Annotated in this window: 25 protein-coding genes; 9 read left to right on the forward strand and 16 right to left on the reverse strand. The window is 33.8% G+C overall.

The window, feature by feature from the left end; translation table 11 throughout:
- Nucleotides 1-410: 410 nt before the first annotated feature.
- Both N178_RS01220 and N178_RS01230 read right to left on the reverse strand, forming a co-directional pair.
- Complete coding sequence (locus tag N178_RS01220; protein ID WP_375156333.1) at nt 411-1,013, reverse strand: hypothetical protein; 603 nt, start codon at nt 1,011-1,013, stop codon at nt 411-413.
- Nucleotides 1,014-2,019: 1,006 nt separating this feature from the next.
- A complete protein-coding gene (locus N178_RS01230; protein WP_045289824.1) occupies nt 2,020-2,769 on the reverse strand; it encodes an SAM-dependent methyltransferase in 750 nt (249 codons plus the stop codon).
- 593 nt (nt 2,770-3,362) lie between these two features.
- On the opposite strand from N178_RS01230, the gene N178_RS26525 reads away from it, so the two are divergent.
- Entirely contained in the window at nt 3,363-3,509 is a 147-nt protein-coding gene (locus N178_RS26525; RefSeq protein ID WP_014460666.1) for a BH0509 family protein, read from the forward strand.
- Between the two features lie 81 nt (nt 3,510-3,590).
- Here N178_RS26525 and N178_RS01235 read toward each other — a convergent pair whose 3' ends face one another.
- The 6 genes from N178_RS01235 to N178_RS01260 all read right to left on the reverse strand — a co-directional run bounded on the left by N178_RS01235 (nt 3,591) and on the right by N178_RS01260 (nt 7,469).
- Complete coding sequence (locus N178_RS01235) at nt 3,591-4,109, reverse strand: hypothetical protein (RefSeq protein ID WP_045289826.1); 519 nt, start codon at nt 4,107-4,109, stop codon at nt 3,591-3,593.
- Nucleotides 4,110-4,171: 62 nt separating this feature from the next.
- Nucleotides 4,172-4,753 carry a hypothetical protein gene (locus tag N178_RS01240; RefSeq protein ID WP_045289829.1) on the reverse strand — a complete coding sequence of 194 codons (582 nt, stop codon included), beginning with the start codon at nt 4,751-4,753 and terminating at the stop codon, nt 4,172-4,174.
- A complete protein-coding gene (locus N178_RS01245; RefSeq protein WP_045289831.1) occupies nt 4,710-5,309 on the reverse strand; it encodes a hypothetical protein in 600 nt (199 codons plus the stop codon). The genes N178_RS01240 and N178_RS01245 overlap by 44 nt, the downstream gene beginning before the upstream one ends.
- 60 nt (nt 5,310-5,369) lie before the next feature.
- On the reverse strand, nt 5,370-5,855 hold the full coding sequence (locus tag N178_RS01250) for a hypothetical protein (protein WP_045289833.1): 486 nt from the start codon (nt 5,853-5,855) through the stop codon (nt 5,370-5,372).
- An 81-nt stretch (nt 5,856-5,936) separates the two neighbouring features.
- Nucleotides 5,937-6,413 (reverse strand): hypothetical protein, encoded by a 477-nt coding sequence (locus N178_RS01255; protein ID WP_080890124.1) that lies wholly within the window; start codon nt 6,411-6,413, stop codon nt 5,937-5,939.
- A 168-nt stretch (nt 6,414-6,581) separates the two neighbouring features.
- The gene (locus tag N178_RS01260; protein WP_045289837.1) at nt 6,582-7,469 is read right to left on the reverse strand and encodes a LysR family transcriptional regulator; all 888 of its coding nucleotides are present in this window, start codon (nt 7,467-7,469) and stop codon (nt 6,582-6,584) included.
- A gap of 184 nt (nt 7,470-7,653) precedes the next feature.
- Here N178_RS01260 and N178_RS01265 point away from each other — a divergent pair, with 184 nt between their 5' ends.
- The 3 genes from N178_RS01265 (at nt 7,654) to N178_RS01275 (ending at nt 8,972) form a co-directional block, all read left to right on the forward strand.
- The gene (locus N178_RS01265) at nt 7,654-7,992 is read left to right on the forward strand and encodes a DMT family transporter (protein WP_045289839.1); all 339 of its coding nucleotides are present in this window, start codon (nt 7,654-7,656) and stop codon (nt 7,990-7,992) included.
- Entirely contained in the window at nt 7,992-8,303 is a 312-nt protein-coding gene (locus N178_RS01270; RefSeq protein ID WP_045289840.1) for a DMT family transporter, read from the forward strand. Before N178_RS01265 ends, N178_RS01270 begins: the two co-directional genes overlap by 1 nt.
- A gap of 171 nt (nt 8,304-8,474) precedes the next feature.
- On the forward strand, nt 8,475-8,972 hold the full coding sequence (locus N178_RS01275) for a DinB family protein (RefSeq protein WP_045289841.1): 498 nt from the start codon (nt 8,475-8,477) through the stop codon (nt 8,970-8,972).
- 380 nt (nt 8,973-9,352) lie between these two features.
- Here N178_RS01275 and N178_RS25640 read toward each other — a convergent pair whose 3' ends face one another.
- The gene (locus N178_RS25640; protein WP_080890125.1) at nt 9,353-9,559 is read right to left on the reverse strand and encodes a DUF1272 domain-containing protein; all 207 of its coding nucleotides are present in this window, start codon (nt 9,557-9,559) and stop codon (nt 9,353-9,355) included.
- 144 nt (nt 9,560-9,703) lie between these two features.
- Between N178_RS25640 and N178_RS01280 the strand changes: the two genes are divergently transcribed.
- Complete coding sequence (locus tag N178_RS01280; RefSeq protein WP_045289842.1) at nt 9,704-10,126, forward strand: Lrp/AsnC family transcriptional regulator; 423 nt, start codon at nt 9,704-9,706, stop codon at nt 10,124-10,126.
- A gap of 314 nt (nt 10,127-10,440) precedes the next feature.
- Complete coding sequence (locus N178_RS01285) at nt 10,441-10,653, forward strand: hypothetical protein (RefSeq protein ID WP_045289843.1); 213 nt, start codon at nt 10,441-10,443, stop codon at nt 10,651-10,653.
- 300 nt (nt 10,654-10,953) lie between these two features.
- Here N178_RS01285 and N178_RS01290 read toward each other — a convergent pair whose 3' ends face one another.
- The 4 genes from N178_RS01290 to N178_RS01310 all read right to left on the reverse strand — a co-directional run bounded on the left by N178_RS01290 (nt 10,954) and on the right by N178_RS01310 (nt 15,198).
- Nucleotides 10,954-11,715, reverse strand: coding sequence for a PAS domain S-box protein (locus N178_RS01290; protein ID WP_045289845.1), 762 nt, complete (start codon nt 11,713-11,715; stop codon nt 10,954-10,956).
- A gap of 726 nt (nt 11,716-12,441) precedes the next feature.
- Nucleotides 12,442-12,768, reverse strand: a complete 327-nt coding sequence (locus N178_RS01295; protein WP_045289847.1) for a YflT domain-containing protein — start codon at nt 12,766-12,768, stop codon at nt 12,442-12,444.
- 741 nt (nt 12,769-13,509) lie between these two features.
- Nucleotides 13,510-14,283 carry a TerC family protein gene (locus N178_RS01305; RefSeq protein ID WP_045289849.1) on the reverse strand — a complete coding sequence of 258 codons (774 nt, stop codon included), beginning with the start codon at nt 14,281-14,283 and terminating at the stop codon, nt 13,510-13,512.
- A 291-nt stretch (nt 14,284-14,574) separates the two neighbouring features.
- Complete coding sequence (locus tag N178_RS01310) at nt 14,575-15,198, reverse strand: TetR/AcrR family transcriptional regulator (protein ID WP_045289851.1); 624 nt, start codon at nt 15,196-15,198, stop codon at nt 14,575-14,577.
- Between the two features lie 136 nt (nt 15,199-15,334).
- On the opposite strand from N178_RS01310, the gene N178_RS01315 reads away from it, so the two are divergent.
- On the forward strand, nt 15,335-17,557 hold the full coding sequence (locus tag N178_RS01315) for an MMPL family transporter (RefSeq protein ID WP_045289853.1): 2,223 nt from the start codon (nt 15,335-15,337) through the stop codon (nt 17,555-17,557).
- Between the two features lie 415 nt (nt 17,558-17,972).
- Here N178_RS01315 and N178_RS01320 read toward each other — a convergent pair whose 3' ends face one another.
- Nucleotides 17,973-18,353: an immunity 22 family protein gene (locus N178_RS01320; RefSeq protein ID WP_045289918.1), complete on the reverse strand. Its 381-nt coding sequence runs from the start codon at nt 18,351-18,353 to the stop codon at nt 17,973-17,975.
- A 205-nt stretch (nt 18,354-18,558) separates the two neighbouring features.
- Here N178_RS01320 and N178_RS01325 point away from each other — a divergent pair, with 205 nt between their 5' ends.
- Nucleotides 18,559-18,780 carry a hypothetical protein gene (locus N178_RS01325; protein ID WP_045289854.1) on the forward strand — a complete coding sequence of 74 codons (222 nt, stop codon included), beginning with the start codon at nt 18,559-18,561 and terminating at the stop codon, nt 18,778-18,780.
- 314 nt (nt 18,781-19,094) lie between these two features.
- On the opposite strand, the gene N178_RS26680 is transcribed toward N178_RS01325, so the two are convergent.
- The gene (locus tag N178_RS26680; RefSeq protein ID WP_160297351.1) at nt 19,095-19,259 is read right to left on the reverse strand and encodes a hypothetical protein; all 165 of its coding nucleotides are present in this window, start codon (nt 19,257-19,259) and stop codon (nt 19,095-19,097) included.
- A 165-nt stretch (nt 19,260-19,424) separates the two neighbouring features.
- Nucleotides 19,425-20,627: a DUF4145 domain-containing protein gene (locus tag N178_RS01330; RefSeq protein ID WP_045289856.1), complete on the reverse strand. Its 1,203-nt coding sequence runs from the start codon at nt 20,625-20,627 to the stop codon at nt 19,425-19,427.
- Nucleotides 20,628-21,108: 481 nt separating this feature from the next.
- On the opposite strand from N178_RS01330, the gene N178_RS01335 reads away from it, so the two are divergent.
- Entirely contained in the window at nt 21,109-21,330 is a 222-nt protein-coding gene (locus N178_RS01335) for a hypothetical protein (protein ID WP_045289858.1), read from the forward strand.
- The last annotated feature ends 60 nt before the right edge of the window (nt 21,331-21,390 follow it).

The following is a 21,390-nucleotide window of genomic DNA, read 5'->3' on the forward strand; positions in this document are numbered from 1 at the left end:
TTCATAAAATTGATATCTTGGGCATAATACAGGATAGATACGTGGTAGAGGGGGGATTGTTTGAGACTGAAGGATGGAAACTTTTATACAGATAGTAGAACCAATAAGGTATATAGATTAAATGAAGATGACAAGGGAAGCTGGTACCTGAGTACGCGTGATGATGAAGACCATCATCAAATGTCAAGAACTTCGGGGCGTAATATGATGAAATTGCTAAAGAGTTTTTATAACAAAGTGAACGACAGTTGAAATTTATCACTCTGCAAAACAGCATAAAAAATATAAAGCTAGCTTAACACAGCTAGCTTTATTTTTAGTTTATAGAGCTAGTTATCATAATGGTGTCTTTAGGAAATAAGCAATAATAATAACAAAAAATCTTTAGCCCAGCCCTTGGCAATCACCTATTATTTAATTTCGATTGCAGAAGCCTTGTTGTCCCAATCCGACGCCATATTAGCAGTTTTACCATACCAATCGGAGTGTCTAAAGGAAACTCCTTTCCCGTACCCTTGAGATGAAGTGTGCTCCCACAGCGTCGTGGAATAGCTTGAAGAAGGTGATGCCGTACTTAAGGATGAAATTCTGTCATTCCAGCTCGAGGGCAAATTTTTAAACCCGTCTCTCCAATAAATATACTGTCCACCTTTATTTTTAGACTCATAGAAATCGGTACAACAGGAACCACTGCCCATCATATTAACTTTGTTTTGAAGTTTCTGTTTATCTTTTTCAATAAATGCGTTCAAAGCTTCCCTGCTCGTAAATCCATATGCCAACCAATCACCATTTTTATTCTGTTTAGGTAGAACCATGGTTACTTTTATGTCCGTGTCGGAAATGTTATTCGCTTTAGCCTGGAGATTCACATCTTTTCCATCCACAGTTAAATAGTGATACGACTTAATCGTATACTCTTTTTCAGCATACGCCGCGCCCGTAGAAACTGGTATAAATCCCATCACAGCAAAAAGACAACATAGTGCGGAAAGACAAAGTTTTACTCGCAAATTCTTCACTCCCGTATTATTTTAATTTAGGTACTTTAGTAAGAAAAATTAGAGTAATATTAACAGCCCCTGCGTAAAACCTTGATGAAACAGCCAATACCGGCTTGTAAACCAATGGATGAATCCACTTTTATTACTTATGTTAGTACTTTTTCTGTTTTTACAATGGGGCGTTTATACTCAGCTTTCCTAATCCCTCCTAACTTTAATATGCTATATACAGAAAAAACCAAATGCATATTTCTGTATGATAAATATAATGAATATTCGAAGTATAATGAAATGCCAATACTACCAAATTTCAAGTTAATAAAATTTATTGGTTTTTTTACATAAATTTCAATTTAATAATGAGATAAATATTATTTGTTAAATTTTATAATGATTTTTATTCGAAATAGAATAGTTTAGATCTTTATTTATGTAATATGAAGGCAATCTTCTTTATTTTTTATAATAAAGAAGGCTCAAAATAATCAATAAAATAACCAGACCAAAAGAACTGAATTTTTATTCAGTTTTCTTTTTAATAAGTAAATTCAATACGTTTATATAGGTAAATAACAGGGTTAGTTATTACTCCCTTTATAGAAAAACAACCTCTTTGTCGCCATTAAATATAAATGATAAAGCTTTTTATATTTCTCAGATGCTTTAACATTTACTTAAATTACTTTATTTACAAATGATAAATATTTTATCTTGCCAGCATATTAATCTATAAAACTGGACAGACTAATAGCATATTCCCCCTATTCCAATAAACTTGAAAATCCTTTGCCCATATCGGCAAAGGATTCTTTTTGTATATATAAATATTCCTTAAGGTGCAAATCCTTGAAACCTAACAGTAAGATATATACCAATAGAAAAAGAAGCCAAGTCAACGAAGAGATCAAAATGCTTCCTATATAAAAACCAGAACCTGTAAGATCATTCTTCTTTTTTATCCTCACCTCTTGCTCAAATTTCTTGTTCAATAATGGAAGTAATCTCATGTTAAAATTTATTGATTTTGAAACAGATAAAGTCCAAATCCTAAAGTATCTCTGCCCCATGTAAGATAAGTACGTTTCCATGATCTAATTTCATTTAACATACTATGATAATCAGGGTCGTTCGGGTTTTCATAACAATATTTTTCCATAGACATAGCATATAGTCCTTCATATTCGTCCCAATCATCATCACTTGCAACAACTGACCAAATCGGCACGAGCCCCATACGTTCTCCGATAAAAACATTCTCATGGTGTTTTTTTAATTCTGACTCATCCGCTCCACCAAGTGCATCTAAATATTCCTGACTAGGTTTCTTTTTCCAGTACCCTTCTCCTACTAGAATAAAGCCGCCCTTTTTGACGTTTCTTTTAAGAGCTTGTAACGTTAATTCTAGGCTCCCCAAAGCATGAGCAGAACCCACACAAATTCCTACATTAAAATGATTGACGTATTCACTTATCACTTGTTTGGCATCTTGTACAATGTACGTAATTTTTTCTTCAGGAATTCTTTTTTGGGCCTGTTGCTTTGCCCCTAAAATAGAACCTTCATATGACTCTACGGCTGTTGCTTCAATGCCATACTTTTCAACTAAACGTATTAACAATTCACACTTCCCAGCCCCGATATCTAACACTTTTGCATGAGGTTCTAACTGAAGAAAATCAATAATTCTATTGATTTTAATTTCACTTATCGGGTTACTAAATAAATGTTCTCTGTGGGCAATTGATGAGTATTTATTTCTGTCCATTGATTGAACTCCCCTTTGTCCTTTTTAGGTACTTATTTTTCTCATTAAGTTATTTAGGATAGAAACATTCATAGTCCCAGCCCCTTTCAGAATAAATATTTATATTTACATGTAACAATAATTAATAAGTTCTTCCATGCTTCATTTTATCGCTGCTAATAATTAATTCCTTAAAAATTAATGAAACCCTTCCCCACTGTGCCATAGTTAAATAGTCAAAATGGACAAAATATAGCTAGTTAACATAAACACTCCTATGGAAATCAAACACAAAAAAGAACCCTTGCAGCAGTAGGGTCCAGCTAAATAAACATAGTTGTTCATATGTGTAAGTTTTTTATAAAAAAATAAGGTGTATAGATATAAAAATTTTATGTTTTAATAAATACTGGGCAAACTCCGTCGGTGTGAATAGTGGTGATAAATACCGGCTATGTAGCTTAAATACCATTTCTATATTGTTTTTTGAAAAATCATCTATAATTGATATTGTTTTAATCTCATATTGAGATATATAATAAAAATAAGAAAAAAGAAAACGCTTTCTATATTTAAATACATTGTTACTTTTCAAACTATAAGGAGGATTTAAAATGAGCCAAGTGGAAAGAAATTCTAAAGTACAGAAATTAGTTGAGTATAAAAAATTCAATGAAGAAGAAGTTTTAAAAATGACAGATCCGCAGGTTGAATATTATCACTGGCTCTATTTTGATGATTCCGCTTATGATTATATGTAACTCAACTATAAAATAAGAAAAAAGTACAAAAACGTTTATTATCAACGGGTTTGTGCTTTTTTCGTTTCTTTAATTATAAGATTACTCGTTTTCAATACCATTTCCTGTGACAACAAAGTGAGAGCTGTCTTCCTTTCGGTTGAAAAGTCTCCAGAACTTACTATATTCATCGTCTTCTGACGTATCCGGAAACACCTCTAATAAATAACCTTGAGATAAAAAGCTTTTTAGCCCTCCTACTTCGTCTGATTCAAATCTTTCTACAATCGTATGTTGGTTTATATCTTCTATAATCGATTTAATTCTTTCATCGAATCGATTATTTCCTTGGACATCCCATTCAAAGTGCTCATTTTCATTCTCCAAGTCTGTTCTTGGAGAATAGAAATCCCGTGAGCCTACTATAATTTTATTACCTTTGGCAATACGCCAAGAACATTGAATATGTAAAGCGTATTCAGCTACCTCTTCCGTTTTCCTCCTTCTGGTTACTAAAATCTTTTCTCCAAATCCAAGCCAAAATAAATTTGAGGCTCTCCCTATGTATCTTAGATTTAAGCCCACTAATTTATCTACTTTTGATTTAATTGCTTCTCTCATACTTTTCTCCTTTTATTTGCAGTTAAAGCTTTCTAGGTAAGTAGCTAAATAAATAGGATGTATTAATCTATTTTGTTTATGGCATTAAGGTTATAGCGGTCTATTTCTTTTTTATTTTTAATGACTACTAAAACACCTTTTAAAGCATTTTCCTTAATCATCTTTATTTTTTCTTTACTAGGAGCCACTGGCAGCCCTCTGGAATTAGTGGTGAATCCTAAGTCATAACTTACATTTATTTTACCAGTTCTATTTCTATTAAAATCCCCATATCCTGATCCTCTTCCTAATCCATCAAGACCTTTCTCGTCATCAAAAATATTAACCCCTATAGCATCCTTAGAGGCCTTTATTAGCTCTTTATCGGGTAAAATTTTAAAATCTAAATCGTCTTTATCAAAATCAATAAGGGTTTTATCACTATAGTGCTTAATTTTCATATCGTAGTAAAGAGCAAGAGGCACAATTTCTTTCTCTTTTCCATTCTCTTCTATTATTGTAGATCCTACCAAACCTTTGTCATTAACTACTTTTACTTTAACATTAGTAATTTTAAAAGGTTTTTTCTGATTATCTTGCTGATATTCTTTTGACACTTTTTTATTTTTGCAACTTCTGGTTAAAAGTTTCAGCGACAAATTCATATTCTACATCGTCTTTATGAATAAAAAATGTAGTACACCCGTCAATATCAATACATTTATTAGACTGAGCACATACTACATCTACCTCAACCAGATTAAAATGAACAGCATGAGCATCCTCACTATCTAGCCCCATTGTTAAACAATTAATACTATCGCCAAAAGACTTAAAAATAAGCTTTTTCCCTTCCAAGTTCTCTTTACTAACGCCAAATTTCTCATTATTCAATATCCCTTGCAACGATGACGCTTTGGGAAGGCATTGGATATGATGAACGCCTTTGTAGCACCTTAAAGTAAATAAAAAAGGGTGTGCTTCATCTGCCATAATCTCAACGCCATATTTAAACGAAAAAGTTTTATAAACCATTTCATAAAATAAAGGGATGACAATATCATCCCATGATTCATAAGCATGAGCATGTATGCGTATTAGATGGGGATATAAGCTGGTAATGGCACGCTGAAAATTTAATAAAACTTCCGTATCAGTAAGTTCAGATAAAGAATTATCGATTTCATGATTCTTTATCTTTCGTAGCCTATTATCAATCATCAGCTTTTCCCTCCTACTTCTAGTTAGTTAATCCTCCGATAGTACATGTACGTCATGAAGCTATTTATTATTATACTTGTCTAGGTCTTTCCATTTTGTAAACTTGGTTCTAAGATTTCTAGATATTTCTTCGTCCTTGCTTAGAAGTAAAATTAAAGATGAGTCCCAAAAAACTAATTCTATAATTGCTTTAGGGTGCTGAAGTGTTGGTGTTTCAATCCAAAAATCCGGATTACCATCAGCATAAGGCCCTTCTTTAAATCTATCTAAATTTATAGTTTCTTGCTTATCAAAGGCAGAAAAAACTCCCCATATAAAATATATGTCCTCTTTATTAGCAAGCTTCGTGAGTTTTTCACCTGTAATCCAATATGTATTGCCGCTCGTTCCATTGTTGTAAATTCTGTAGTCAGTAAAGTAATCAAGATACTTATCTGGAAAAGATCCATCTAAATCAGTCAACAGCCAATTGTACTTTTCATGAAGGTTATTAAAAGAACTCAGTATTTCCTTTAAGTCATAAAAGCTCTCTAAGATCGTATTCATGCATTTTCCTCCATATTCTATTTTAACAATTCCCTTAGTAATTTCTCTGTATACAACATGTAAGAATAGTTAACATAACGCTCATTCAAACTCCTCAGGACACCAAACAGCTATGTCATCACCCGGAGCTGCAACTAAAAGCCAATCACTTCCTGCAAAAGGGTCTCCTAATTGCCAGCATTCATAGTCAGGATCATGACCGTTCACAAATAATACTCTCCCCGATTCTAGAGAAATGATAAGATGAGGCGATACGGCATCCAGCTGAACGTCTACTACTTTTTGTCTCCTGATATCCCAAATATGCTTAAAATATTGCTCTTCTGTATGCAAAGGCACTTCATCCTCTGATGATGGGTATGTATCGCGGGCTTCAGGATATACAGTCCAAGTTGTTTCGATATTCAATACAAAATCACTATCATCTTTTTTATTATAGTTAGTAAAATACAATAGAGTTACAGAGCTATTAAGCCCAAATTTCAAGCCATCTATTTGACTGCTAATAAGTAAGTGCTTCAGTACTCGTTCCGCGAATTTTTTGTCCTCTATCTTCACTGTAGCTGCTCCTTTACACATGTTTTAGATGTATACCATATAAAAAGTTAAGCAGCGTAATCCTCTTTAGATATTAAAAAACTCACTTTTACTGCTCAAATTAACACTTGGTATATTCATACTAAACATAGGCTAAATAAAAAAGCTCTTTATGAAAAAACAGTCTGTTTATTTCTGATTTTTCCCTTCTCTTACCTCGCTGATTGTCTTTATAAATTCACGTTCAGTTACTCCTAGATAGGAGTCGGAACGACGAACATATACAATCCTAAGGTCTCTGTAAGGCTCAGGTATTGAAAAGAGCTGTACTAATCCTTCCCTCTCATATCTTTCCGCTAATGACCGAGCTATAAGTGTCACACCAAGGCCAGAAACTACTGTCCCCATAATCGTTTCGAGTGTAGCAAATTCCATAATTTTCGGCGATACGATTTGCTCTTCTTTTAACCACTGCTGTAGCCTTTCTCTATATTGGCAGCCTTCATTAAATAAGATAAATGGTAAGTGTAGTAACTCTCTAGCAGACTGAATCTGTTTCTTACCGTTCTCATTTGCGCTGCATACAAGTACAATTTCTTCATCAAAAGCCGGAATTTGATCAAGCGTTGACACATTTACTGGTTCTGCTACAAATGCCCCGTCTAGCTGAAACTTAAGAACTTTCTCTATTAATTGTGTACTTACTCCTGATACTAGAGAAATATCCACATTTTTGTGCTTATTATGATAGGAAGAAATGATTTCAGGAAACCCTACTACCGTTTCAACTAATCCAATACATAATGATCCGACAAGGTTATGCTCATCTTGAAATGCTTTCTGTATTTCATCCATCAGCCGCATCATTTGTTCTCCGTACGTTAAAAGTTTTCGGCCTTCTACATTTAATGTCATTCCACGTCTGTGACGATGAAACAACGGGTGTCCAATTTTCCGTTCAAGAGATCGAATACGTGCTGTTACATTTGGTTGGACATAACCTAGCTTATCAGCAGCAAGACTTACACTGCCGTATTCTGCTACAGCCATAAATATGCGTATATCTTCTACTTCCATAAACATTCTCCTTTCCACTTACATTCATTTAGGTATTAATAATAGTGATATCTACAATCATTTATCATTATTTTACAAGATATCAGGCTCTAGATAAAATAATGACATCCGAGTGCTACTGCAATTATTTAGTAGCAATTACGTAAAGTTCTTAAAATGAGGCTACTGAAAGGAGGAAATCCAATTGTTTTATTTATTATTGTCTCTTGCCATTATCTTAGAGGTAATTGCAGTATTTTTTCTTAATCTTACGAATGGATTCACAAACTTTGTTCCGACTGTTTTTGCCATACTGTTTTATTGTTCTTCGATTGCTGCTTATATGCTCCTTAACGCCAAAGGTGAAGTAGGAGTAGCAAGTGCGTTATATGCTGGAGGAGCAACCGTACTTGTGGTTGTCACAGGTATTGTTTTTTTTGATGAAACTATTTCTTTATCTAAAATCTTAGGAGTTTCTCTTATTATAATCGGTGTAGTTTCTCTTAACATTAAAGGAAGCTCTAAAGAAAGGATGACGGCGTAATGGGATACATATTCTTAACGATTGGTTTAGTTTTGGGCATTGCAGGACAAATGTGTGTAAAACTATCTAAAGGCTTTAGACAAACTTTTCCCACAATAGGTGCATTCTTATTGTTCATTGCTTGTATTTATTTCATTTCTCTAACAACACACTATTTCGAAATGGGTATTGTTTTTGCTATATGGGCAGGGCTAACGATTGCTAGTACAACACTGTTAGGCATTTATATATTTAAAGAATCAAAAAACAAAAGAAAGATTATCTCCGTTACTCTTATTATTACAGGGGTTATTATACTAAAGGCTTTTTGACACACAAAGATGTTTAAGCGAAGATCTCGTATTCTTATATTGGGCATTTACTATTCAACTAGTATTTAGTAAGGGTTTTCATATTTCCAAAATCGCGGAAGTACATATATTAAACTGATTTGTGTTAGACTGTTAAAAGCGTATGACTTTGAAGAAGAAAGGCTGAAAAACATGACACAAACAAATACAGCATTTCGTGATGCACTTATCAAATCACTCAGAGGTGAAAGAGGTCATCTTCCAACAATTAATGCAATAACCGATATTAGTATAGAACTTGCTTCACATAAACAAAAGGAATTACCTTACTCTATTTATCAATTAGTGAAGCATATGAGCTATTGGCAAGACTTTTTACTTGCTCTTGCTAAAGGAGAAAACCCTGAGAGACCGAAAAGTGTAAGTGAAAGCTGGCCCGAACATCCAGCTCCATCTGATGAGGAAGAATGGAAAAAGACGATCCAGCATTTTTGTGATGGAATTGACGAAGCTTGTCACTTGGCTGATACATTAGCAATCGAAGAACCTCTGGATGCTTGGCCAAGTGAAACCCCAGGGGGATTACTGCGTAATATTGCTTCTCACAACAGCTATCATCTAGGTGAAATTGTCATTATGAGAAGATTAAACGGAGCATGGCCACCGCCAACGGGAGGCTTTCCTGCTTAATAAAAAACGATTGAGACACAATGGTTGGCAGAAATAAAGCCCTAAGAAGCATCGATTAAACACTTTTAGGGCTTTATTTTAGTTTACCTTTTGTTTTATCTATAAATCAACCGATTACTGAATTCGATTTTCAGTACTCTAAAAATCTTTGTCGTCGTGTAATTGTTACCTATAAGAACAATGTATGGGACGAAACAAGTCTTTTTCTGCATTTCTGACAATTGAAAAGTGTCCAACACTGCAATGACCATGTAGACTTACTTTCACTATGATGCTTTATAATTTATTTCGTACTTAAATCCGTTGCGGTTCGCTGTTGAATGCCCCCCATTGATCGTAGCTATTTTGACTGCACTATCTATACAGTATTGTATCCAGATTTATGATAAGCTCAGTGAGCAACTTAACGAATGTTCTTTGCCCCTTGGTCTTTTAACTAGTTCTCCTTCACAGTTAGGACAAATATACATCGCACTTTCACTACATTTATCACAGAATGTACATTCATGAGTACAGATATAAGCAACAGAGCTATTATGGAGTTTCTTATTGCACTTTTCGCATGTATTTCTCATTTCTAAAGCCATTAAATCCCTCCTTTTGATATAATTAAATTGTATTGTATAAATTTCTATTTTCACATGTTTATTTTATTGTATTACTAATGAATAGCTTTAATATTGACGAAAAATTCATTATTTTAATTTATAATTTAAAGCGGGGTATGTTTTATGGATGAAATTGATCAAAATATATTACTATATTTACAAGAGAATGCTCGTTTGTCTTTTACACAGTTGGGCAAGCTGGTTGGTTTATCTACCCCTGCTGTTAATGAAAGAGTAAAAAAACTTGAAGAAAAAAACATAATAGATGGATATAGAGCAATAATTAACCCTGAAAATTTCAACAAACCTGTAACAGCCTTTATTTTATATAGCAATACAAAATGTAAGCAATTCGTAGAATACTGTAAAGAACACCCTGAAGTTATCGAATGTCATCGTTTGGCAGGCCAATACAACTATCTAGTAAAAGTTTTAACTAATTCCGTTCAATCTCTTGAAACATTTATTGATGCATCTATGGCTTTTGGAGAGCCCTCTACATTAATTAAGCTTTCCTCACCAGTTGTCTATAAAGCAATAAAATAGACTAATAATCTATCTCCATTATTCTTTTTTCATTTTGGTTACTTTCTGTCTTTCATTTCTTACTTAGGATAAATTTTAAATGACTAATAAATGTTAATAAACCATAGATATATTACGTAATTCTCCCGCCTTTTTAACTGACCAGCTAGCAGGACTAGAAGTGCATAGAATTTATAATTGCAGTTACCATACTGTCTATTCTCGACAGGTATTTTTCTATACGAGCATATGTTACAATAGAGAAAGGATATAAAATTTAAATTATATGGTCTCTTTGTACCCTGAGTTTCCTTATAATGGAAAGAGGTACTTTTATGAATATACTTGAAATAAAAAAAACGCTTAATACTCTTGTTCAATATGAGGATAGCGCTATTACTCATACAATTCCTGAAGTACTGGAATTGTCGTATTGTAAAACATCTAAGATTTTTCAAATTACTACACTTACGGATCAAAAAACCTTACATTATAACGATTATGATATAGATAACGCTTCTGAAGCTTTATATAAGATCTTAAACTGAAGAACGCAATTCAATGATTCTTCTCTCTTTTATTTAACAAACATGCGACCGCACAATGTGTTATTTTAAATAAAAGAAACTCCCGGCATATGCCAGGAGTTTCTTTTGTTTTCTAATGTATATAAGGTACAAATCTAATTTTAAAAACTACTTAGAAATAGTTAAAACAGCATGCAACCGTAAAGATGCCGCCATTATTCCTTTGATTAGAAAATTCCGATAAAAAGTATAATTTAAAGATTTATATAATATGTATCTTTAAAAACGTAAAAATTGCTTTAGGTATTTTCATTTTATAGGTTATTTACTAAAAGTAATCCCCAAAAAATGAAGTGCATTTTTTACAGTAGCCATTGTCGGGGTAGAAGCTAAGTTAATACCTAGCTGTACAGCAGCGCGAGATAATTCTGGTCTTAATCCTGTTAAGATACATTGCACTCCAAGTAGTGACATAACGCTATTAATTTTAAAAAGATGCTCCGTTACAATTGAATCCAATGTATAAATACCTGAAAAATCTATAATTAAACAATTTATATTTTGCGTCTGCACTTTTACTGGAACGGCCATTAGAAGTTGGTTTGCTCTTTCCTCATCTATGGATCCTACTAAGGGAAGTACAGCGATCCCCTCTAAAAGAGGAACAAGGGTTGTAGACAGTTCATTTATTTGCTTTATTATTTCTTTTTGTCTTGTTTCACTCTCTTTTTTTACCGTAATATCTCTCACATAGGTTTGGATTACTTTTTTATCTCCCAGCAGCAAGGGATGACAATATAATTCAACATTAACAGTTGTCCCATCCATTCTAAATATGGTTTCCTCAATGAGCTCTGCTGGGCGCTCATAGGCAGATTGGATTCTTTTCCTTATTGCTGCTTTAGATGTTTCCTGAAATATATCTAAAGGACTTGCACCTATGATATCTTCCCTTTTTCCTCTAAAAAAATGTTCAGCTGCGTGGTTAACATATATAATCTTATGATTCGAATGAATAATGAGTGGATCTAACGCATATTCAATGACTTCCTGATAATCAATACCCGAAATGTTTTCATTCATAATTTTCACTCCTTAATATGAAGGTTAGACTACTATTTCAAATTTATCAAGGATTCAATTGCTTGTTTAAAATCTTAAAAAACGATAATAAAGTTTCCTTTGAATTTATAAATAAGAAATAATAAGAAAATAGAAGATTAAAAGGACGTCTGTCCTTTACAGAATACAAATAAAAACAGCCCTTGGAAATGATTTCAAGGGCCTTCTCTGCATTTATTTAAATCATACCTTCTCATAGGTTAAATCATAGTGTAAGGCTGTATCAGGAACTGTAGGATTAGGATGATTTACTTTCACTTCATACTGCAATTCTTTTTGATGACGAAATATATTAATTCTCCTTTTAGATCATTTACAAAGTTTTATCTTTTCCCCTTTACCATATTCTCATTTGAATGAATCGTTTGATCTCTATCTCTATTTCTTTTCCTTCTACTAAGAAAATAGATAATAAAACCTACTAAAACTAATAAAGTAATTAGAAGGATACTTGTAGGAAAGTATAACGTCCCTATGTGGATACCAAAAAATCGAATCATTATCCTTTCACCTCCATATGAGATTAGTAAACGACCTCTAGTAATATACTTTTAGTTCAGTATCTTTCCGATTCATAAAACATTCGTACCAAAGAACAAATATTATATATAAAGCAGCATGCTAGTAAGATTTACTAATACTTCTCGATTACTTAGTTTCTTCGAAAGTTATTACAAGGAAAAACCATTACACACCTTTTCTTGCAATGATTATTATACGTTCTTGTTTCATTTCCCCGACACATTGTTTAGCTTCTTCTAGGGTTAAACCTAACGAGGCCATTTTAGAATGAAGTTCATCTTCACGAGAAAATAACTTATTAACTGCAGATTCAAAAACTCCTTGTTCAGAAGCCCGATATTCTTTTGTATTTGTTGTATTTGTTAAATATTCCGAGCGCTCTTTATTATAAGTCAATAAATAAATTTCACTTTTACTAAACCCGTTAGCAAAAAACTCTTCAATAAACTTATTTGCCTGACCACTATTTTCTGCTACTTTAATTTCCTTCACTATTTTCTCCTCCTCTATCCCCATAGAATATGTCGTTCTACTAATAGGTGTATCCTTCAGCAGCCAATTAAAACCAATTTATTCGGATATGGGATAAAAGACTATAAGATATCGTCTAAATATTGTATAAAATGGGGTAAATTATCTACTGATAAGAGAATAAAATATAGACTTCTTTTCCTTTGTAGAAATATCAAAAAAACTTTTTATGTAATCTAAAAAAATTCCCTCTCTATTGTCAGAGGGGAAATTTTAGTTAACCTTTCGCTAAATCTAACGCTTTATCTACCTTTTCTAAATCGTCAGTTACTTGTTCTTCTATATCATAGGCATGATACATTTCATTATCAATCATATATTGGGCAATCTTTTCATGAAGCTCGATAGCTTTTACTCCTTTAAACCATTCTCTCTACTAAAAGGAAGAAGGCCAAATCGTTAATGATTTGGTCTTCCTTAAGGAACAAAAATAACAAATAAGATAACCAGATAGCTACAATTAAAAAGTACGTTAACCCTGCTTGAATTAACGTACTTAATAGCTACGCATGAATCAACCAAACTCATTTTTTCTATAGAACCTAAACATGCTTTTAAATGTTAAAAGTAAGGCTCCGTTTGGATGAAAAGAGTAAGGGTAATGGATAAATTTAGAGAGCGTATTTTCTATAAGGTAATAAAAAGTGATAATGTTTAGCAGAAGTCTAATTTACGGTTGCGTATGGCACACTTGATTACCTTTTAAACCGATGCCTTTTCTGATGACTTATTGCCCGGTGCAAACCAACCCAATAGCGCGATACCAACTAATACTCCATAGAAAATCAGGGTCCAAGTGGTGCTATGAGGAAAATGAGGATCTAACACACCAATATCTTTATGCGCAAGAGTAATAACAGCAAGTTTCACACCTACCCAAGCGACAATGGCATATGCTGTAGTTTCCAAGGCAGGTCGCTTTTCAAGGAGTTTTACAAACCAGGTCGCTGCAAACTTGATTAAGATAAGACCTGCAATCCCTCCAAGAACAACAACTGCAAACTGTCCTCCGTCCATACCACCGATTTCTCCAAACTGTGAATCCGGAAGCCCAAGAGCTATAGCGACCGCAGCTAAAATAGAATCAATGGCAAAAGCTAGGTCGGCTAACGCAATTTTCCCCACCGTCGGCCAGAACCCTTTTCCAGCAGACTCCTTTTCGTCATCATTATGAATATTCTCATTATGTTTCCCGAGCCGTGCCTTAATGATATGCTTCAATCCTAAATAAAGAAGGTAAGCTGCTCCTACGGCCTGTATCCACCAGACGTTAGCGATAAATGAAATGGCAAAAAGAGCTCCAAATCGAAAAATAAATGCCATAAGAATTCCATAATTAATCGCTCTTTTTTTCTGATCCTCGGGTAAATGTTTAGCTATAACTGCTAGTACAAGAGCATTATCAGCTGATAATAATCCTTCTAACCCGATTAGAATCAACAATGCCCATACGTATTCGAGCCAAATAGATTCCATCCATTTTTCTCCTTTCCAAAATGTAAGCTGTTATGCTAAAAGTTTTGTTTACAATAGAATAACCATATATTCTAAAGGCAACCCCAAAAGATAGGATTTTCATTATTTTAACACTAACCTTCTATCAATTACTGCTTGAAATACAAATAAAAACCAAATTATTAAATTTTTGCGTTTTTTATTATATAACTTCGCTTTTTCACATGATTAATGCAAAGAACGGCTAAAAAATACTGCTCAATATTTTTTAGCCGTTCTTTATTTCTTCTTTGTAATGTGCAATAAAAAAGGTCAGTTAGTAGGACCAATCCCTACCCAAAAAAGATCTACTAGAGCCTTAGCCGTTTTTTCAGGTCCTCCTAATTCAGCTATTAATTCTTTTTTATTCCGAATCATTGTGACCATAGAAAATGTATGCGCAAGCAAGCGAGGGCTTGTTACGACAATTTCACCGTTGTTTGCTGCTTGTTTGAATACGTTCTCCAATGCCTGATGTATGGCTTTCTCTGCTTCACGAATTTCATGAATATGATCTTCTGTAAGCGAAGAAGTCGCTTCTTGCAATAATGTTTCAAAATCAATATGCGGCCGCTTTAAATGATCCAATGTTACCTCATATAATCTGTGTTTTAGCCCATTGGAATTTTGTAATAATTTCTCTGTCTGTTTTGTAATACGTTGGAACATGCTTGATACCGAAACGGTAAATAAAGTGGCCTTATTTTTAAAGTAGTAGTAAACGCTAGCCTTAGTCACATCGCTAGCCTCAGCCACTTGCTCCATTGAGACTCTTTCATATCCATATGCCATAAATAAATGGGCAGCAGTCTTTAAAATTTGCTCTCTTGTTATATTATTTTCTGTTGTTATTTTGGGTCTGCCAGGCTTTTTTTTTGGTGTCTTATCAGTATTCATAAGAGGGCCTCCTTCTAGTTCAAGAAATTGCCACATTTAAACTAGTTGATTAATTAACCTTCTGGTATATATAATTATTGAAGGTTCTATATATATTGTAATAGAAACAAACAGATTTGGAAATGAGGGAGAATTAATGAAAGAATCACCTTTAGCAACATTCAGCCGATTCATGACTGGGAAAGTGAGTCGATGGGTTGTTATTGCCATATGGATTCTGGCAACTGCAGTTCTAACAATTGCTTGGCCTGCCGTGAATAAAACGGAAGTGAACAATGCACCCAACTTAAGTGAGAATTCACCTTCCGTAGAAGCTGAAAATCTCATAAAGAAAGAATTCCCTGACTCATCAGGGGTTCCTGCCCTGCTTACATGGCATAAAGATTCAGGTTTGAATACTGATGACTTAAAATCTATTCAGCAGGTGGCGGCAGATTTAGAAAAGAAACCATTAGAAGAACAAACTTCTACTCTGCCTTTGTATAAATTACCGTTAGCCGCTTTACAAAAAATGATTTCAAAGGACGGTACAACGCTTGTACAGCCTATTTTCTTTAAAGAAAACGTTGAGACGGATGTACTAGAAAAAAATCTAGATACGATTAAAAAACAAGTAAAAGAAAACGTTTCATACGATTCTTTTGCGACAGATATAGATGAAAAAGACAAATTAAGCACGCGCGTTACGGGTCCTGTAGGAATTCAAGTAGATGCAACGAGCTTATTTGAAGGAGCAGACGTTTCGTTACTAATTGCGACAGTTTTATTAGTCTTAATTTTACTTCTTGTTATTTATCGTTCCCCAATTTTAGCGATTATTCCTTTAATCGGCGTAGGTTTTGCCTATGGGGCGCTGAGTCCAATTCTCGGTATTTTAGCAGATAAAGGATGGATTACGGTTGACTCGCAGTCCATATCCATTATGACCGTTTTATTATTTGGAGCCGGAACAGACTATTGTTTATTTTTAATTTCCCATTATCGCGATGAGCTTCGTAAAGTAAAAGATAAGAGACAAGCACTTATCAACGCCTTTAAAGGTGCTTCAGGTGCTATAGCGATGAGTGGATTTACAGTTGTCATCTCTCTTTTAGCTTTAATCGTAGCAAAATACGGTGCTTACCACCGTTTTGCAATCCCGTTTAGCTTATCTATTCTTATTATGGGGCTAGCAAGTTTAACACTTATCCCTGCCCTGCTTTCGGTTATGGGACGAGGTTCTTTTTATCCTTTCGTTCCTCGTACTCCTGAAATGGAAGAAGAATTAGCGAAAAAGAAAGGAAAACCGGTGCGTGACCGAAGAGAGAAAAACCGTTTCGGGAATTGGATTGGTAATGTCGTTACGACTAAACCATGGACAATCATTGTAGCTTGTCTAGTCTTTTTTGGAGCTTTATCCATTTACTCTAGTCAAATCAAGTACACGTATGATTTATTGTCTTCTTTCCCTGAAGATATGCCTTCTCGTGAAGGATTTAAGATTATTTCTGATGCCTACTCTCCTGGCGAACTGGCACCAGCACAAGTAGTTATTGATACGGAAGGAAAATCAATAGATCTAGAAAAAGCATTAAAGAAAAATGATCTTATTAGTACCGTTTCTGCACCTCAAAGTGGTAAAAGTAATAAGAATTTAAAAGTATATGATGTCACGTTTAATATAAATCCATATAGTATAGAAGCAATGGAAGCTATTCCAGACTTGAAAGATGCAGCAGAAAAGGCACTATCGCAGTCAGGAGTTTCCAAAGTGGAATCCAAAGTATGGATTGGCGGTCAAACAGCGACGCAATATGATACGATGACGGTTAGTGATAAAGACAACAGTATCATTGTCCCGCTAATCATTATTTTTATATCGCTGCTGCTATTGGGTTACTTACGTTCTATTGTAGCTATGCTTTACTTGGTTGGAACGGTTATCTTGTCTTACAGTGCAGCTTTAGGGTTAGGCTGGCTTATCATTCACAACATCATGGGGGCAGATGCTATTCAAGGAGCGATTCCTTTATACGCATTTGTATTTTTAGTAGCGCTTGGTGAGGATTATAATATCTTTATGATCTCAAGCATCTGGCAGAAAAAGAAGCACATGCCATTAAAACAAGCCATTAAAGAAGGAGTAAGCGAAACAAGCGGTGTGATCACATCAGCTGGAATTATTTTAGCTGCTACCTTCGCGGTTCTAGCAACACTGCCTATTCAAGTTCTCGTTCAGTTCGGCATTATTACTGCTTTAGGCGTTCTGTTAGATACATTTATTGTGCGACCATTCCTTGTACCTGCAATCACTACGGTTTTAGGAAGATTTGCTTTTTGGCCAAGTAAAGTGGAAATGGTATCAGAAAAAGAGCATTAAGTAGTAAAACAAAGATGTTCTATAGGTAATTTCCTATATAGTTTCTATGAATGTAGAAATAAGAAACTAGCAACTATCATTAAAAAGCAACCAAATGATTCAACCAGCCCCTGGCTAATACTAGGACTGGTTGAATTTATAAATTCCTTGCATATAAAGTTCTTTATCCATTGTTTTTTTATCACCACGTTGAGCTGTTACAATTCTTACAAGCTAACGTTTATGATTCCCAGTAGATATAAAACACCAAATGCCGTTCCACATATCGCGTTGGCAATAACTCCCCATTTTACAGACTTCATAATGACTGAATGGGTTATTTCCAAGCTCGTCACCTCCTCATAATTTCTCCTTTTTATAACCTTTATAAGTGAATACATTTATTGTGTAAACAAGCTACAAACATTTTACTAAATTATTCATATTGAACACTTCCTACATATTTAACGCGGTGAATTTCGTCGTCATCCCTGCTTTTTGTATGTTCAAAATCATACAGTAAAATCAAACTGTTAGCATTAGTAGGTAAGCCCTCTCCGTATTTTTCAACAAAGTTAGGAATAACTACATCATCGTACGAACAACCTTCTAGTAATTGTGAAAGTTTATGAACCTTAACCTCCTCATAGTGAGCTTCACTGAAATCTTCGTCAAAGTACTCAATGTTAAAGTCCTTTTCGAATTGTGAAGGTATAGTGTCTCCGTCTTCCGTGTAAGCAATCAAAAGATAATTTTCTAGCTCTTTAATAGACGGAAATTTACCAACCCATAAAGATACGTAACTTATCTTCTCCATACAATCAACCTTTCTAACAAACATTTTTTCAATCATTTATCTCTACACTAACTTTATACGAATTGCCCATCAATTAGGTAACTTAAGCTGTTCCATCTCCCACTACGATAACTCCTCAAACAAAATCCCCTGGTTTTTATTGGTTATCATTACTATAATAAGAAGAATAACAAATAGTGTATACTGTGAGGGTGACGGAGAATTTATGATTAAAGCTTTTAGCGCATTTTTACTGACTACTATCATTTCTTTTGTTGTAATGGTTGGCGCTCTACTCATTTGGGTGACCATACAAGGAACTCATATAACCGATCCTTCAGATGGCGATGGATTAGGATTTGCAGTGGCATATGGTGGAATAGCAGCTATCCCCATTTCGCTTGCGATAGGAGTCTTTGGTGGAATTATTGGTTATTTGAGAGATTAAAAATCTAGAGTGAAATTTTAAATGTAATTTGTGAAACTAACTAGGTAAATACAATTATATTTGTCTAACTTTCGGAAAAAAGCAACCAAATAGTTGGTTGCTTTTTTATTCATCATACGTATAGAATGTCTTTTCATTTATTATCTGCTATGTGTCCCTTTCGCTCCCAAATAAATTTAAAATGAGGTTAGGAGGAGCGAAGGGAACAAGAACATATTTATGATAATAAAAAAAAGAGAGAAATCCATTTTATTTTAAGCACCTTATTTCTTCTATTTAAAATGTAACCTCAATAAAAAAGCTTTCACAAGAGCTTAATAATTTAATATAAATTCATTTTCTTCATCGAATTCTGAAACTTCCTTTTGTACAGCTGGTACCTGATCCACAGGGGATGAACTTGAGTAAATAGCAGCAACTAAAGTGATTAGAGACGAACAAACAACTACCCATCCTCCATAATACAAAGCTTTTTTCATAGTGATCTCCTCCGTATGGTATTCTTTATAAAATATACGACATTTCTAACTTGAAGATAATGGAACTATTTCCATTTAGTTAAAAGGTGAAAACCCTTAAAATTTTGAAAGGGTTAAGAACCCTTTCCGTTTAGCGAACTCGCTTAGCCATATTACTACCTAACTCTATGCATTATTTAGCTTATGTAAAAAATCATCTAGTTCTTCTTCGCTTTGAAATTTAAAAGAGTAGCCAAAATTAGTTGGTATTTTCCCCTTGTTTATCGCTTTCGGAAAGCTTCTTAATGCCGTATTGTGACTCGGTTTGTCAGGAATTTCAAACTTTTCCTTAGCTGTATCTGGGTGTAGAACAATCGTTGTTAGCTTATTAGGTAGTAAATATACAATCTCTTTAGTAATTCTGTGTTCAAATTCTATAGCCTTTTTCGTTGGGTGATTCAATTTAAATTTATGTTTATCAAAGATTTTATCAACCTTTTCGCTTATCGTAATGGTTTTAACTTCAGTGTCGTGGGTTTCTGACATATTCATACGTACTACACTTTCAATACTATTAATTTGTTCCCAAAACTTTTCCATACCTTGGGTACCAATACCATTTAATTTCATATGCAGCTCATCCATCGGATCGTTAATTTTATTTAGAGAAGTAATTCCTACACGTAAAAACTCACTCAATAGATACTTACATCCATTTACAGGAAGCGTAGTGATAGGCATATCCGCTAGTTCGCTAGGTATAAAAATCTTTTCATTTTTAAATTGAAGATGAGCATTCATGGGAGATAGCATTGCCTCGTTAGTGGCGGAAAGCTTTAGTTTCGCTACATTTTTTACTTCTTCCTTTTCTAACCTCATATCATCAAATTGTTTTTGAATCTCTAACCTCATATCATCAATCTTTTGATCTAGATATAGTTTAAGTGTTTTATCTTGATCGTTATTTGTTTCTGAGGCAATAGGAAGTTTATACGCCGGAGCTTTAAACTCGTACGTCACATACAGCTGCATATACCAAACGCTTATTTCAAATAAAAACTTATGAGTCTGCAGCACATCGGCAGTCTCTACTTCCTTCACGTCATGTACAGCTTTATTTCCCTTCTTTCGAATCCACTCTAATTTTAGATAAATATCTTCTTCAATCGCATTTTGACTATATAATTTATGTATTCTCTCAGCGTGCTTAAGGGCATATAGCTCCTCAAGTTCTTCTTCCTTACTCATTAACTTCACAAGGTGCTCACTATATAAACGGGCCTGTATCAATGAGGCATGAGGCTCGTTAAACAAATTATCTTCTATACGCTCAGCCAAGTTTGCTAATTCGGTCGAGAATTGTCTAACGAAATCAAATAAAAAATTCATCTTTCTCTCTCCTGTTTCTTAGTATCTATTAAGCTAAAAATTTCATTAAAAATTACTCGTTTTCAATACTATTTAGTTGAAATTTATTTAAGGAATGCTTTTATTACTCTTTCACTTGATATGATAGTAACCTTTGCAAATTAGGAAACTGATTATCTGGAGTAGATAAACAAACTTTATATCATGTTTTTGATACCAATTATTATGTATTAATTCGTTAGCACTCAACAGTTAGTTTTATATGTAAAGTTATAGATATTTTATATTATTTTAGCATAAAATCTCACAAAAAATACTCTCCTTTAAAAAACTACATAACCTTAGTGGCTATCATCACTGTTTTAGAAATTGTATAAATCGGGTTAAATTATCTGTTTATAAAGAAATAATCATCTAGATTGGTTTTCCATACAACTTTCATAAAAGCAGCTATTTAGGATAAATTATTACTGAAGAAACATATGCTACTGGAGGTCGTAACTTGTTAATAGGTGAGATTGTTCAAAAACTAAATAATGGTGCTTCTTATGAAGATATTGCTTCTTCCATTAAAATTAGTGAAGATATCTTGAAAGATGATTTAAAGAAATTCGGATTTCACTACGATGATAAAGAAAGAAATCTCGTATTTACAGGATACAAATCCGAATATGAAAATACACTTTGTATTTGTTACTCTGATATCAGGAAACTTTCTACTTAACATTTTTGCGTTAAAATGATATTACTTCTATTAAATCATAAAAGCGCGGGCTGAATTCAG

The sequence above is a fragment of the Priestia aryabhattai B8W22 genome, from assembly GCF_000956595.1.
Lineage (GTDB): Bacteria > Bacillota > Bacilli > Bacillales > Bacillaceae_H > Priestia > Priestia aryabhattai.